The 12121-nt window shown below is 59.6% G+C and carries 13 protein-coding genes; 4 read left to right on the top strand and 9 right to left on the bottom strand.

The genetic code is table 11. The features are described 5' to 3' along the window. The first annotated feature begins 2 nt into the window (after positions 1 to 2). From RY113_RS15320 to RY113_RS15335, 4 genes are read left to right on the top strand one after another with little or no spacing between them, the layout of a single operon-like run. The gene (locus tag RY113_RS15320; protein WP_110105516.1) at positions 3 to 923 is read left to right on the top strand and encodes an SMP-30/gluconolactonase/LRE family protein; all 921 of its coding nucleotides are present in this window, start codon (positions 3 to 5) and stop codon (positions 921 to 923) included. Further along, positions 920 to 1825, top strand: a complete 906-nt coding sequence (locus tag RY113_RS15325; protein WP_110105517.1) for a sugar kinase — start codon at positions 920 to 922, stop codon at positions 1823 to 1825. Before RY113_RS15320 ends, RY113_RS15325 begins: the two co-directional genes overlap by 4 nt. Beyond that, the gene (locus RY113_RS15330; RefSeq protein ID WP_315915255.1) at positions 1825 to 2475 is read left to right on the top strand and encodes a bifunctional 4-hydroxy-2-oxoglutarate aldolase/2-dehydro-3-deoxy-phosphogluconate aldolase; all 651 of its coding nucleotides are present in this window, start codon (positions 1825 to 1827) and stop codon (positions 2473 to 2475) included. The genes RY113_RS15325 and RY113_RS15330 overlap by 1 nt, the downstream gene beginning before the upstream one ends. A gap of 43 nt (positions 2476 to 2518) precedes the next feature. After that, a complete protein-coding gene (locus tag RY113_RS15335; RefSeq protein ID WP_315915256.1) occupies positions 2519 to 3661 on the top strand; it encodes an ROK family protein in 1143 nt (380 codons plus the stop codon). A gap of 38 nt (positions 3662 to 3699) precedes the next feature. Here RY113_RS15335 and RY113_RS15340 read toward each other — a convergent pair whose 3' ends face one another. The 9 genes from RY113_RS15340 to mshD form a co-directional block, all read right to left on the bottom strand. Continuing rightward, on the bottom strand, positions 3700 to 3888 hold the full coding sequence (locus RY113_RS15340; RefSeq protein ID WP_110105520.1) for a hypothetical protein: 189 nt from the start codon (positions 3886 to 3888) through the stop codon (positions 3700 to 3702). A gap of 99 nt (positions 3889 to 3987) precedes the next feature. Beyond that, positions 3988 to 4155, bottom strand: a complete 168-nt coding sequence (locus RY113_RS15345) for a hypothetical protein (RefSeq protein ID WP_170120917.1) — start codon at positions 4153 to 4155, stop codon at positions 3988 to 3990. Between the two features lie 19 nt (positions 4156 to 4174). Next, a complete protein-coding gene (locus RY113_RS15350; RefSeq protein WP_315915258.1) occupies positions 4175 to 4753 on the bottom strand; it encodes a dihydrofolate reductase in 579 nt (192 codons plus the stop codon). Next, the gene (locus RY113_RS15355) at positions 4750 to 5568 is read right to left on the bottom strand and encodes a thymidylate synthase (RefSeq protein WP_315915261.1); all 819 of its coding nucleotides are present in this window, start codon (positions 5566 to 5568) and stop codon (positions 4750 to 4752) included. The genes RY113_RS15350 and RY113_RS15355 overlap by 4 nt, the downstream gene beginning before the upstream one ends. Before the next feature lie 10 nt (positions 5569 to 5578). Next, complete coding sequence (locus tag RY113_RS15360) at positions 5579 to 6004, bottom strand: GntR family transcriptional regulator (RefSeq protein ID WP_315915262.1); 426 nt, start codon at positions 6002 to 6004, stop codon at positions 5579 to 5581. Positions 6005 to 6008: 4 nt separating this feature from the next. Beyond that, a complete protein-coding gene (locus RY113_RS15365; protein ID WP_315915263.1) occupies positions 6009 to 7667 on the bottom strand; it encodes a hypothetical protein in 1659 nt (552 codons plus the stop codon). 78 nt (positions 7668 to 7745) lie between these two features. After that, the gene (locus tag RY113_RS15370; RefSeq protein WP_110105523.1) at positions 7746 to 8711 is read right to left on the bottom strand and encodes an NUDIX hydrolase; all 966 of its coding nucleotides are present in this window, start codon (positions 8709 to 8711) and stop codon (positions 7746 to 7748) included. Further along, on the bottom strand, positions 8711 to 10960 hold the full coding sequence (locus RY113_RS15375; protein WP_110105524.1) for an RNA degradosome polyphosphate kinase: 2250 nt from the start codon (positions 10958 to 10960) through the stop codon (positions 8711 to 8713). The genes RY113_RS15370 and RY113_RS15375 overlap by 1 nt, the downstream gene beginning before the upstream one ends. Positions 10961 to 11026: 66 nt before the next feature. Beyond that, positions 11027 to 12007, bottom strand: coding sequence for a mycothiol synthase (gene mshD, locus RY113_RS15380; RefSeq protein ID WP_110105525.1), 981 nt, complete (start codon positions 12005 to 12007; stop codon positions 11027 to 11029). Positions 12008 to 12121 lie beyond the last annotated feature (114 nt).

Here is a 12121-nt window from a genome sequence, read left to right on the forward strand (position 1 = left end):
CCATGCCTCGTGAACTAACAGCGGTCTGCTTAGGTGGTCCTCGAGCGGAACTGGGTGAAACGCCTAGGGTTGATTCACGCACGGGTAAACTCCTCTGGACGGATATTACTGGCGGATTTGTCCATGTGGGTGGGGTAGTCGGAGACAGTTTTGAGTTAGAGCGCACCCTAGCCGTGGAAGGCATGGCCGGCCCGGTTACACCCCTGCCGGGGGAGGGTGCCGGCTGGGTGATGGCGCGTGAGAGCGAACTCGTTCACCTCGCCCAAGACGGCACAAGGTCAGTACTCGCCGAGCCGGAAGCCAACCGCCCAACAGCCTTCAATGACGGCGTAGCTGACACAGAAGGCAACCTGTGGGTCGGTTCCATGAGCAGAAACGGTGCCGCGGGACAGGGAAGGCTGTGGCGCTTTGACTCCAGCGGACATGGCACAGTGGCGCTGGGCGGGATCGGGATCTCCAACGGGCTGGACTTCACCGCGGATGGTCGCAGCGCCTACTACGTCGACACCAGTGCACGGACCCTACGCCACTTCGACATTGACCCGCGCACGGGGATCCAAGGTAGTACTACCCTTGTTTCGTTCGCTCCAGAAACAGGAGACCCAGACGGGCTGGTGGTGGATAACGATGGCTGCATTTGGGTGGCGCTGTGGGATGGGTGGGCGGTGCACAGGTATTCGCCCAAGGGTGAGCTTTTGGACGTAGTCCAGGTCCCGGCAGCCCGCCCAACAGCGGTAGCGCTTGTAGGGAATCTGTTGGTTATCACCAGTTGTAGCGGCTGGCTTGATGAAGGCTGGGAGCAAGAGAGCCCTGATGCCGGGAAGCTGTTCGGTGTCAACGTTGCTGTCTCCGGGCCCTCAGCACGGCCTTACCGTGGCCCCCTGAAAATCTCCCTCCAGAACGATCAAGAAAAGAAAAGATGATTGATGTAGTAGCTGTGGGCGAAACCATGGCTGTGGTTACCCCGACCTTGGCTGAGCCACTGGAAATGGCCTCCGGCTTTTCAGTGGAGACCGCTGGGGCAGAATCGAACCTTGCCCAGTGGCTTGCAGATTGGGGGCACAGCGCTGCCTGGGTCAGCCGGGTTGGCAATGACCCGCTGGGTCGGAGAATAGTGCGGACGCTGAAAAATCATGGCGTTAACACCACCTATGTAAGCGTGGATCCGCAGGCACCCACCGGTGTGATGTTCAAAGACCCCGGAATAAACTCAACCACCGTGCACTATTACCGTAAGAATTCTGCTGCTGCACTCATGGGCGCTGGCACGGTGGAATCTCTGCCGTGGGGATCGTTTCGTCTCCTACACCTCACCGGCATCACCCCCGCGCTGTCAAGCTCGTGCGCGGCCTTGGTCCAGATGCTCTTTGACCGGGCCAAGCGAGAGCGCGTACCGGTGTCCTTCGATGTCAATTACCGGCCGGGGCTTTGGGGTGTCCAGGACGCACAGGCGGTTCTACTGAACTATGCACGGCAAGCTGATTACACCTTCGTTGGATTGGATGAAGCACAGGTACTGTGGCCAGGACTCGGATCCGCGGACGATGTGCGCGAACTGATTCCAAATGCGGGGACGCTGATTATCAAAGATGGAGCCCTAGGAGCTACTGAGTTTAACAGCCAAGGCTCCACCTTCGTCCCGGCGCCGCTTGTTCAGGTGGTCGAGGCAGTGGGTGCTGGTGATGCGTTTGCGGCGGGTTACCTTTCTGCCGTACTCGAAAATGGACAGGCCCTCGAGCGGTTGCAAAGAGGACATCAATTCGCGGCGCGGGCGCTCGCCAGTACCCTTGACTTTCAACCCTCGAGTAAAGAAGGCAGTAAGTAGTGAGTAATCAGTTCTTTGACCAGATGTTCGCCAGCACCCCCGTCATGGCAATTTTGCGAGGCTTAGGAACACAGCGAACCCTGGAAGTAGCCACTATGGCGTGGAATGTTGGCGTGACCTCGGTGGAGATACCCATCCAAACTACTGAAGACCTCAAAGCGCTGAAAGCGCTGGCCTTGGCCGCTGAAGATCGCGGACTGGTGGTGGGCGCAGGAACGGTACTCAACCGCACCCACGTAGAACAAGCTAAGGACGCTGGTGCGGCATTCACCGTCAGTCCTGGCGTGAACGTGGATGTGATCCAGGCATGCGCCGATGCTGGTTTGGCTCACTTGCCCGGAGTGGCTACCCCCAGCGAGATCCAAGCGGCCATGAGTCAGGGCCTGGAATGGGTCAAAGCCTTTCCCGCTAGTGTGTTGGGAGTGGACTGGCTAAAAGCCATGGGAGGGCCCTTCCCCGGCATTAAGATTGTTTCCACCGGCGGTATGGACGCCCACAATGCCCGTAGCTTCCTGCTCGCAGGAGCCCGGGTTATTGCAGTAGGATCCGCATTGGAAGATCCACAACAACTTGGACAGCTTGCGGAGCTGATGCGCGAAAGGGCTGACATGCCTGAAACTCTTTCAACGGATAGCAATAATGGTCACTGAAGGGGGCTCTCTGAAAGGGCTTCGAGCCACTAACACCCGTCAAATGGTGGAGTTGTTATTGATTGACGGCCCGCTCCACCGGGCCGAGTTGGCTCGGCGTATACGCACATCGCGAACAACCATCACCAACATCACCAATGAGTTGTTGGAGAGAAACGTGGTGCTGAACCTCAAACCTGAGCAAAAAGCGACTCGCGGGGGGCACGAACTAGTAGCTATCAACCCGTTGGCAGGGTTTAGTCTTGGCATTGATTTCACTCTTGATCAGGTAGCCATTAGCGCCTCTGACCTCTCCGGAAATACGGTGTCAGAAACTATCTTCGCGGTGGATGCGCAGAGCACTGCCGAATCACGGGTTGTGGCTGCTGCTTCTGCGCTGGAAACGTTATTGGATGAGGCAGGTATTGACGGCACCAAGATCGTGGGGGTCGGTGTAGGTGTTCCGGGACAAATTGACAGACGCACCGATATGGTTGGCGTTTCCCTCCCGGGACAGCCATGGTCAAAGCTAGATGTACGCAGTATTTTGGCCCACCATCTGCCCTACCAGATTTTTGTGGAAAACAATTCACGCTTGGAAGGCTTCGCTGAAAAACGGTGGGGTGCCGGCCAGCACAGTGCGAATGTCTTGTACTTGAGTTTTTCCAGCGGAGTGGGCATGGCGTTGTTCGCGGAAGATCAGCTCTTTCGAGGAAGTATTGGCGCGGCCGGGGAAATTGGACACATGTCCACAGACATCAACGGCGCAACCTGCCCCTGCGGCAACCGTGGGTGCTTGGTGCTGCGCACAGGAACGGCCCATGTGCTGTCATTGTTGAGTCCTGTCTTGGGAGAGAATGCGGACTGGGCGCACGTGCTGGAGGAGACCACAAGGTCTAATCCCAGCTGTCTGGCAGTCCTGGACGAAGTTGGCGCCGTGGCGGGCCGGTTCTTGGCGGGGATTGCCAATTTGCTCGATCCAGAGCTAATGATCATTGGCGGCGAGCTTGCGCAGGCGGGGGAACCGTTCATGGCTCCGCTCATAGCAGCCCTGAAAACTCATACACTCCCGCTGACAAGTTCTCACGTCGCCGTGGTACAGGCTGCTTTGCCTCCCGGTGCAGCAACAGGTGCCCGGGGTGGCGCTGCGCTGGCCATCATGGAAATGGCAAAAACGTCAACGATTGACACATTGGGATATCTCTAAGGCCCACTGAAAAATCTCACCAGTACCGGAACCGCGCATTACTCAGTGGGCCGGGGGAGACCGCGCTGATTGCGAAGGCGCGCTGCTTTTGCTTCCTTGATCAGCTCCCGCAGGCCAAGAACAAAGAAGAGGCCTAGGCCCCCCAGCAGTAGCAACAACAACACCACGCCAATCCAGTCAGATCCGCTAGAAGGCTTCACCCCGGCATGCGCTGAGCCTGCAATCATAGCCCAGCTCAAGGCAGTAAATGCTAGGGCTCACATTCCTGTCCAGAGTACGTGGCCAAGCACTGAAGTCAGAGGAATGCGGCCGGCCCTGCTAGCGCCTTATTCTTCCGGCAGATAGCTATAGAGCTCGCCATTAGCGCCTTGCGCTAAAATCCTTTTTTCGCCGGCGGCGAGAGCTTTCGCATACTGATCCATGGCAGCGATGTCTCGCAACTGCTGATCGAGGGTTTCTTTGCGAAACCAGAACTTGATCGTGCGCAATACCACTGTGGCGGCCTCCTGAAGGCTATTCCGGGGCTTCGAACTCAGTTTCACCCTTAGCCCACAGGGTGATCCGGTATTCAGTGCCGTTCTTCGAGGTGTGCCAGCCTTCCGCCGGGGTTGCGCCGCGGAACGCCCACTCGCTGCCCAATACGGGCGCCTGCGTGTCTCCGGTGACGCCGGTGTTGATGACGGTCACCACAGCCACATTGCAATGTTCGGAGGTCTGTTCAAAGATCTGGCCGCCACCAATGACCCACACCTCATTGCCGCCGGGGGAAAACTGAGCCTCAACCAGGGCCTCCTCTACCGAGTCAAGCACGACGGCGCCGCTCGCCTCAGGTGTTCCCGCCCACCCCTGCCGGCGGGTCACCACAATGTTAGTGCGATCCGGCAAAGGGCGGAACTTATCCGGGAATGACTCCCACGTTTTGCGGCCCATGACCACGGGGTGGCCCAACGTGACCCGCTTGAAGTGAGCCAGATCCTCGGGCAAGTGCCACGGCATGCCGCCGTCGGCACCAATCACACCGGTGTTGGTTTGGGCCCAGATCATGCCAACAATGGGCTGGGTGAAACGGTAGGTGGCGGGTAGTTCTCTCATACGGCTATCGGTGCCTTAATCGCGGGGTGGTGCTGGTAGTCAACCAGTTCAAAGTCTGCAAAGTCGTAGTCAAAGATGGAATCAGGTTTCCGGGTGAGGCGCAGTTTTGGGTACGGGAACGGCTCACGGGAAAGCTGCTGGGCCACCTGCTCCACATGGTCGTCGTACACGTGCACGTCGCCGCCAGACCAGATGAATTCGCCCGGGTCCATGTCCAGCTGTTGGGCCACCATTAAGGTCAAAAGTGCATACGAGGCAATGTTGAAGGGAACGCCCAAGAATGTGTCTGCCGAGCGCTGGTAGAGCTGGCAGGAGAGTTTGCCGCGGCCATCCTCCGTGGGGGCAACATAGAACTGGAAGAAGGCGTGGCACGGCGGCAGCGCCATGTTTTTGAGCTCGCCCACGTTCCAGGCCGAGACAATGTGCCGGCGTGAGTCTGGGTTCTGACGCAGCGACTCCATGACAGTGGCAATTTGGTCAATGTGTTCACCGTCTGGTGTGGGCCATGAGCGCCACTGGACGCCATAGACGGGACCCAGCTCACCGGAATCGTCCGCCCATTCATTCCAAATCTTCACACCGTTTTCCTGCAGCCAGCGCACGTTGGAATCGCCGCGCAGGAACCACAGCAACTCCATGGCGACCGACTTGAAATGCACCCGCTTGGTAGTGATCAGCGGAAAACTCTCACTCAGGTCGAACCGCAGCTGGCGGCCAAAAACACTACGGGTGCCGGTGCCTGTGCGGTCCGACTTCACGGTGCCATTGGCCATCACGTCGCGGAGCATGTCTTCGTAGGGCGTCTCAATAGTCACGCGCACCAGTCTACTTGGATCGCTGGCTGAGGCGACCCTGGAGCAGTGTGATGAGCATCTTCCCCTCCAGCCCGGCCCGTGTGCCTTCGTTGATGAGATGGTCTACGGCGGCCATCACTTCGACCGCCCCTGGCGGCGGTTGCTCCTGTGGCGGGCTCCGGTGTTGGCCGCTCGCATCCGGTTCCTCGTGCCGAGGCTCCGCCACCACTGTTCCCTGGCGCCGGTTCGTGGCGACGAGTCCCGTGCCCTCGAGTTCCTTATACGCCCGGGCCACGGTTCCCGCAGCTAAGCCGAGGTCTGCGGCGAGGCTGCGGACAGTGGGCAGCCGGGTGCCGGGCGCCAAGTGGCCTACAGCAATGAGCGAGGAAATCTGCCTCTGGATTTGTTCATACGGCGGAGTTGCCGTCTCCAGATCAATAACTATGCGGGCGTCCATGAGGCTACTGCTGGCCCGGACTGGCGCCATGGGGGGCAAGTTCGGCGGCGTCCAGGCCGAAGTCTGCAGTAGTGAGTTTGCGGATGGGGTAGATGGCAAGCAGCACGCCAACCACTAGGCACAGGGTGCCCCAAGTGCGCATCTCGAAACTTGCTGCCGAAGGGATAGGTGCCAGCGGCATCATGATCAGCACCATGCCGAGAGTGGCGTACCAGCCACCGGTGATGGTTCTGGCAATCCTGAACAGGGACCGGCGGCGAAGGGCCTCATCCAGGACCCGCGGTGCGTCTGTCAGGGGTGGGCGGGAGAGCGCAAACTTCAGTGCGGCGCCGCCGGACAGCAAAATGGCCAGCGCCATGGCGCACGGGATGAGGTACATGGCTGCCGGTGTGTCGAGCCCATCCCAAGTGTTCCGCCCGCCGGTGATGCTGACGTGGCGTGCGTGCAGAACCGCCAGCAGCAAGCCGACGGCGCTAATGGCAAAAGCGGCATACAGGGGCCAGGGGATCGCGTGGCGCAGTGGTGTTCGTGGTGTTGCCGCCGTGGTGTAGTTTCGCCGCATCACCACCTCCAGCCAGAGATACGCCAACGGCATCAGCGCAAAAGGTGTCAGGAACGGGCCCATACTGCCGAGCCAAAAACGTAAGGCATATCCCAAGAGCGCACCGACAACAGCCGTGGGGGCCAACAGCACGTACGTGGTTCCGCTGAACCTTGATGCGGCCAGTCCCTTGCCCAGACCTGATTCAGCAGTGCGGCTGAGCCCGAAGAGGCCCCGGTAATCGGGATCATTCGGCGCTGGTTCCAGTGCGGGCGGTTTCCAAAAGAACATGATGACCAGAACAGCCATGTTGACAAGGCCCAGCCAGTTCACAAACGAGTCGATGTCCGAGCCGGGAATCGGTTGGATCAGGTAGTTGCCGGCCACTGCAGCCAGTCCTGAGGCAACCGTTGCCGCGACCCGCAGCAACCTGTTCATACCGATGATCCGCAACGTCTTGTTTTGCTCGGCCGACAAGTTGGCCAGGGATCGCCGTGAGGCAACAAGGCGCATAACAAGAAGTGTCCCGGTGCCCAGCGCAGCCAGGGTGAGGGACAATGCCAACGCGAGGGGTCCGCCGTCGATCCTTCCCGTGGTCCACGCCCCGACTGCACCGGGGACCGGGGCGTTGACGGCCTCGAATCCACCGGCCCTGGCCACGAAGGGAATCACGGCGGCTGTGGCGAGGAAGATGGCTAGCGTGGTCCAGCCGAGCGCCGTCGGCACGTAGTCGCGGACGCGGCGGAATTCCAAAGTGGCCACCCGCTTGGCGGACTTTGGCGCCGGCCACGTAGCCTGCCCGATGGCGTGGACGGCAATGATGGCCAGTACGGGTCCCAGAAGTGACGGCCAGGGAATTACGGACCAGGGGCTGTTGTGGGCGTTCGGTTGGGCGAAGTTGTACAGTCCGGTACGGCCGGCGCTGCCCAGGCTGCTCAAGGCCCACGCAATGACGCCAGTCCAATAGGCGTGGTTGCGCACATGGTCCAAGGATGGGCCGTTGCGGGGTGACCAAACGGCGAAGCGCAAGACGGAGTAAATAACAACGCAGAGCACTGCAAGGGGCAGGCCGAATGACACCAGCCCCTCCATAAACGTAGGTGCGAGTGGATTCGGATTCATGATTCCCCCATGACTCGACAATCTTTGTACCGAGTGTACGGTACAAAGATTGTCCGGGGGAAGACTATGACGCCGGGATCAGTCCTCGTAGGGTTTATGCTGCTCGAGAGCCACGATGGTGCCGGGCTCATCCAGCGAGATGTGGGCTACAAGGACTTCCCCGGGAGCAAGGTGCGGGTCAAGAAGCGGCAAGGAAGCCCCCAACTCCTGGGACATATGCGTTGCCAGCACAGCCAGAACGGTGGGCAGCACCGGGCGGTGTGTGCACACAACGGTGGCCGAAGACCGCGTCAGTGTCTTTTCCATGACTGCCGTGACCTTGGCCGGGTTTCGCAAGTGGTCCGCCTCAGTCAGCCACGGCACCACCTTCACCTTGGCCTTCGTGGCCTGGGCGTAGGGGGAGATCGTGGAAATGCAGCGCAGCCAATCGCTCGTGTAAATGCGGCCGGGGTGCCAGGCCATGAGCAGCCGTTGCAGGAACATAGCCTGCCGTTTACCAGTGGCAGCCAAGGGACGGTCACCCTCAGCCCGCGTCCAGGCCGAACGGGGCTTCGCCTTTGCATGGCGGAGAATCAGCAGCGGCCATGTGTTCAAGGTGGAGGATTCGTACGCGTCCACCAAGGCCTCCAAGGGTTGTAAATCTGAGGGATTGGAGAGCAGCCCGCGGGCCTTGTTGGGGCTGCACCAAATGACGGCGTCCACTTCCTTGCCATCGGGGGTGGGAGGCAGGTCATCAACAGCTGCCGCCCAATAATGCACTTCCTTGCGGCCGGGCTTCACGGTGTAGCTGATCGATGGCAGGGGCCTGCCCAGGGTGATGGGCAGGCCTACTTCTTCATACACTTCCCGGACAGCGCACTCGGCCAGGGTCTCGCCCTTATCTAGTTTGCCTTTGGGCCAGGACCAGTCATCGTAGCGTTGCCTGTGGATCAAAAGAACTTCAAGCTTTTTTTTCTTGACTCGCCAGCACAGAGCGCCGGCTGCATAGATTGAGACAGCTATGTCCTCGGTAATCGGGCCATCGAGATGTTCAGCGTTGCGCATTAACGGTGCAGTGCAGATCGCGAACGTGACCGGCTGGCGAGCAGCCATGACTGAACATCGAGCAAGGGGTTTCCTTCGTCATCAAGGTGGTGGCGTTTCCATTCGCCGTCATTATCCAGATGCCAGCTGGCTGTTCCGGAATCGAGGTAGCGGCTCAAAAGGGAGGTTACATCCGCAATGTCTTCACGGTTGGACAGTCTCACCAGAGCCTCAACACGGCGATCCAGGTTCCGGTGCATCATGTCGGCAGAACCAATGTACACAATGTTGTTCTCGCCGCCCCCATTGGCAAAAGTAAACACGCGGGAGTGTTCCAGGAAGCGGCCCAGCACTGATCGCACGGTGATGTTCTCGCTAAGTCCGGGCACGCCAGGGCGCAATGAACAAATACCGCGAACAATCACACCTACCTCCACACCGGCTTGCGAGGCCCGGTACAAGGAATCGATGATGGCTTCATCCACCATGGAGTTGACCTTGATACGTACCTGCGCCGGCAGGCCGGCCTTCTTATTGGCAATCTCGGCATCAATGAGGTCAATGAGCCCGCTTCGCACTGAACGGGGGGCCACCAGAAGCCTGTCAAAGGAGGTCTTGGGTGCGTATCCGGAGAGTTGGTTGAAGAGCTTGGAGAGGTCTTCTCCCACCTGATTATCAGCCGTCAGCAGACCCAGGTCCTCGTAGTACCTGGCCGTACGTGGATGGTAGTTTCCCGTGCCAATGTGGCAGTAGCGGCGCAGCCCATCCTGTTCCTGGCGCACCACCAGGGAGAGCTTGCAGTGGGTCTTGAGCCCAACAATGCCGTACACAACGTGCACACCGGCCTGCTCCAGTTTCCGGGCCCAAGAAATGTTGGCTTGTTCATCAAAACGGGCCTTGATCTCCACGAGCGCCAAAACCTGTTTGCCGGCCTCTGCGGCATCCACCAGGGCATCAACAATGGGGGAGTCGCCGGAGGTGCGGTACAGGGTCTGTTTGATGGCGCGCACCTTGGGATCAGTCGCTGCCTGTTCCAGGAAGGCCTGGACCGAGGTGGAAAACGAATCGTAGGGGTGGTGCAACAAGATGTCACGACGGCGCATGGCAGCAAATACGTTGGCCGCCTTCGAGGTCTCTGAGGCATTCAAATCACGGGACGTGTGGGCCACATGCTTGGGGTAACGCAGATCTGGCCGGTCAATGCTGCCGATCATGGAGAGTCCGCGCAGGTCAAGCGGTGCGGGCAGTGAGTACACCTCCGTTTCATCCACATCAAGCTCGCGAACCAACAGCGCCAGGATGCTGGGGTTGATATCGGTGGCCACCTCAAGGCGCACGGGCGGGCCGAACTTGCGCCGCAACAGCTCCTTCTCGAGAGCCTGCAGAAGGTTCTCGGCGTCGTCTTCTTCTACTTCGAGGTCTTCGTTACGGGTGACCCGGAAGGTATGGTGCTCCACAATCTCCATGCCCGGGAACAACTGATCAAGGTGCTCTGCAATGACTTCTTCCAGAGGAATGAAGCGGGCCACCCGTCCGGGGACTGTCCCCGCGCGGACGCCATCCAAGGAAACGAGCCGTGGCAACAGGTCAGGGACCTTCACGCGTGCAAACAGTTCCTTGTCGCTGACAGGGTTACGCACCACCACTGCCAAGTTCAATGACAAACCGGAAATGTAGGGGAACGGGTGTGCCGGGTCCACGGCCAAGGGGGTCAGGATGGGGAAGATCTTCTCGGCGAACATCTTGGCCAGTTGCACTTTGGACGGATCATCAAGTTCATCCCAATGGACCAGATGGATGTGTTCGTACGCCAACGCTGGGCGGATCTGATTGGCAAATACGTGGGCGTGGCGTGCCTGCAACTCATGGGCGGCTTCGCTGATCTGTTCAAGTACTTCCATGGGACTGAGCCCGGCAGGTGATGGTACAGCTAGCCCCGTTGCAATGCGCCGTTTGAGCCCAGCCACACGAACCATGAAGAACTCATCCAGGTTGGAGGCAAAAATGGACAAGAAATTCACGCGCTCCAGCAAATGCACGTCGGGGTCTTCAGCCAGTTCCAGGACCCTGGAATTGAAAGCCAGCCAACTCAACTCCCGGTCTAGGAAGCGGTCGGGGCTGACATCACCCTCGGGTGCCAGTATGGGCTCAAATTCAGGAATTTCAATCCGGTCCTGGGTGGCTCTGGCCGAGGGTACTTCGCCAGCTAGAAAGCGCTCCCTGCCATTTGCTGTCGCAGTGTTCAGAGAGCCCTTGAATTCGCGCTTCATCGATAAGTCCTCGGGGTCGGTACTTTTGGTCTAAACGGTACAAGCTTCGCTGCAGGCACCCGCCGGTTAGGGGGAGAGCGGGCCGTACATGACGTCGGAGTCCCACTTGGTGAAACCTAGTTTGCGGTACAGCGACACTGCCGCCTCATTGTCTGCATCTACGTACAGCATAATGGCCCGGAGCCCGGCATTTTGCAGGTGGTCTATACCCTGCTTGGTCAGGATCTTGCCCAGGCCGAGCCCCTGCGCATCCGGGATGACGCCCACTACATAGACCTCTCCCATAGCGGCCTGACCTGCCCGGGCCGGATGAAGCTTGGTCCAATGAAACCCCAAAATTTCCTGCGAAGCATTCACGGCCAGAAAAAAACCAGCAGGATCAAACCAAGGCTCGGCCATGCGCGCCTGCAAATCAGCCAGCGTCAGCGCGCCTTGCTCGGGGTGGTGGGCAAAGGCGCTCGCGTTGGCTGCAACCCAGGCGCCCTCATCCTGGTCAGGGACAAATGTCCGCAGGCTCACGCCGTCGGGCGCAGGGTACTCCAGGGTGGGCTGGGGTTCAGCGGATGAGGGCGCCTGCCGGACCAGGCGCATGCGCCAGAGTTCGCGAATGGCCCGGAAGCCGTAGCTGGCCGCTAGATCGGCAGCTGCTTCATGGTCTCCGTGGGACCATGCCTTGATGCCGTGCAGCCCGCGTACCTCCACCAATTTATCGGCGAGAATGGCGCCAACCCCATCATTTCGGTAGGCGGGGTGAACCACAATTTCCAGCACGCCCTCGTTGCCGTTGAGCACCACCACGGCAACTCCAGCCAGGTCTTCGCCAACGGTGGGGGACGCGTCCTCCGGGGCATAGGTGAGCAAGGTCAGGACACTTTGGGGGCTAGCGTGGGCGGATTTCAGCTCCACGAGTGTCTGCTCAGAGAACGGCGGGTTCCCGTCGGCATCTTCGGCAGCAGCAATCACTGTCTGGATTTCTTGCAGAAGTTCGGGTCCGGGGGCACCTGGAACTACTGTTACCGGCCAGCTGTCAGTCTTTGCGGGGCTCATGCTCACAGCCTAGTGTGCCGGGCTGTGCTATTGCGAGAATCGCTGCCAGGTAACGTGTCGAAATGCTGCTTGGCGTGGCCGCGAGTTTGCAAGGCGGTGCGAAGCTGGCATAGA

Origin of the sequence: Arthrobacter sp. lap29, assembly GCF_032458965.1 — a bacterium.
Taxonomy (GTDB): domain Bacteria; phylum Actinomycetota; class Actinomycetes; order Actinomycetales; family Micrococcaceae; genus Specibacter; species Specibacter psychrochitiniphilus.

Coding starts and splice junctions, on each gene's coding strand:
- RY113_RS15320 (WP_110105516.1), top strand. CDS start 3: ATGCCTCGTGAACTAACAGCGGTCTGCTTAGGTGGTCCTCGAGCGGAA.
- RY113_RS15325 (WP_110105517.1), top strand. CDS start 920: ATGATTGATGTAGTAGCTGTGGGCGAAACCATGGCTGTGGTTACCCCG.
- RY113_RS15335 (WP_315915256.1), top strand. CDS start 2,519: ATGGTGGAGTTGTTATTGATTGACGGCCCGCTCCACCGGGCCGAGTTG.
- RY113_RS15340 (WP_110105520.1), bottom strand. CDS start 3,888: ATGATTGCAGGCTCAGCGCATGCCGGGGTGAAGCCTTCTAGCGGATCT.
- RY113_RS15350 (WP_315915258.1), bottom strand. CDS start 4,753: ATGAGAGAACTACCCGCCACCTACCGTTTCACCCAGCCCATTGTTGGC.
- RY113_RS15360 (WP_315915262.1), bottom strand. CDS start 6,004: ATGGACGCCCGCATAGTTATTGATCTGGAGACGGCAACTCCGCCGTAT.
- RY113_RS15365 (WP_315915263.1), bottom strand. CDS start 7,667: ATGAATCCGAATCCACTCGCACCTACGTTTATGGAGGGGCTGGTGTCA.
- RY113_RS15370 (WP_110105523.1), bottom strand. CDS start 8,711: ATGCGCAACGCTGAACATCTCGATGGCCCGATTACCGAGGACATAGCT.
- RY113_RS15375 (WP_110105524.1), bottom strand. CDS start 10,960: ATGAAGCGCGAATTCAAGGGCTCTCTGAACACTGCGACAGCAAATGGC.
- mshD (WP_110105525.1), bottom strand. CDS start 12,007: ATGAGCCCCGCAAAGACTGACAGCTGGCCGGTAACAGTAGTTCCAGGT.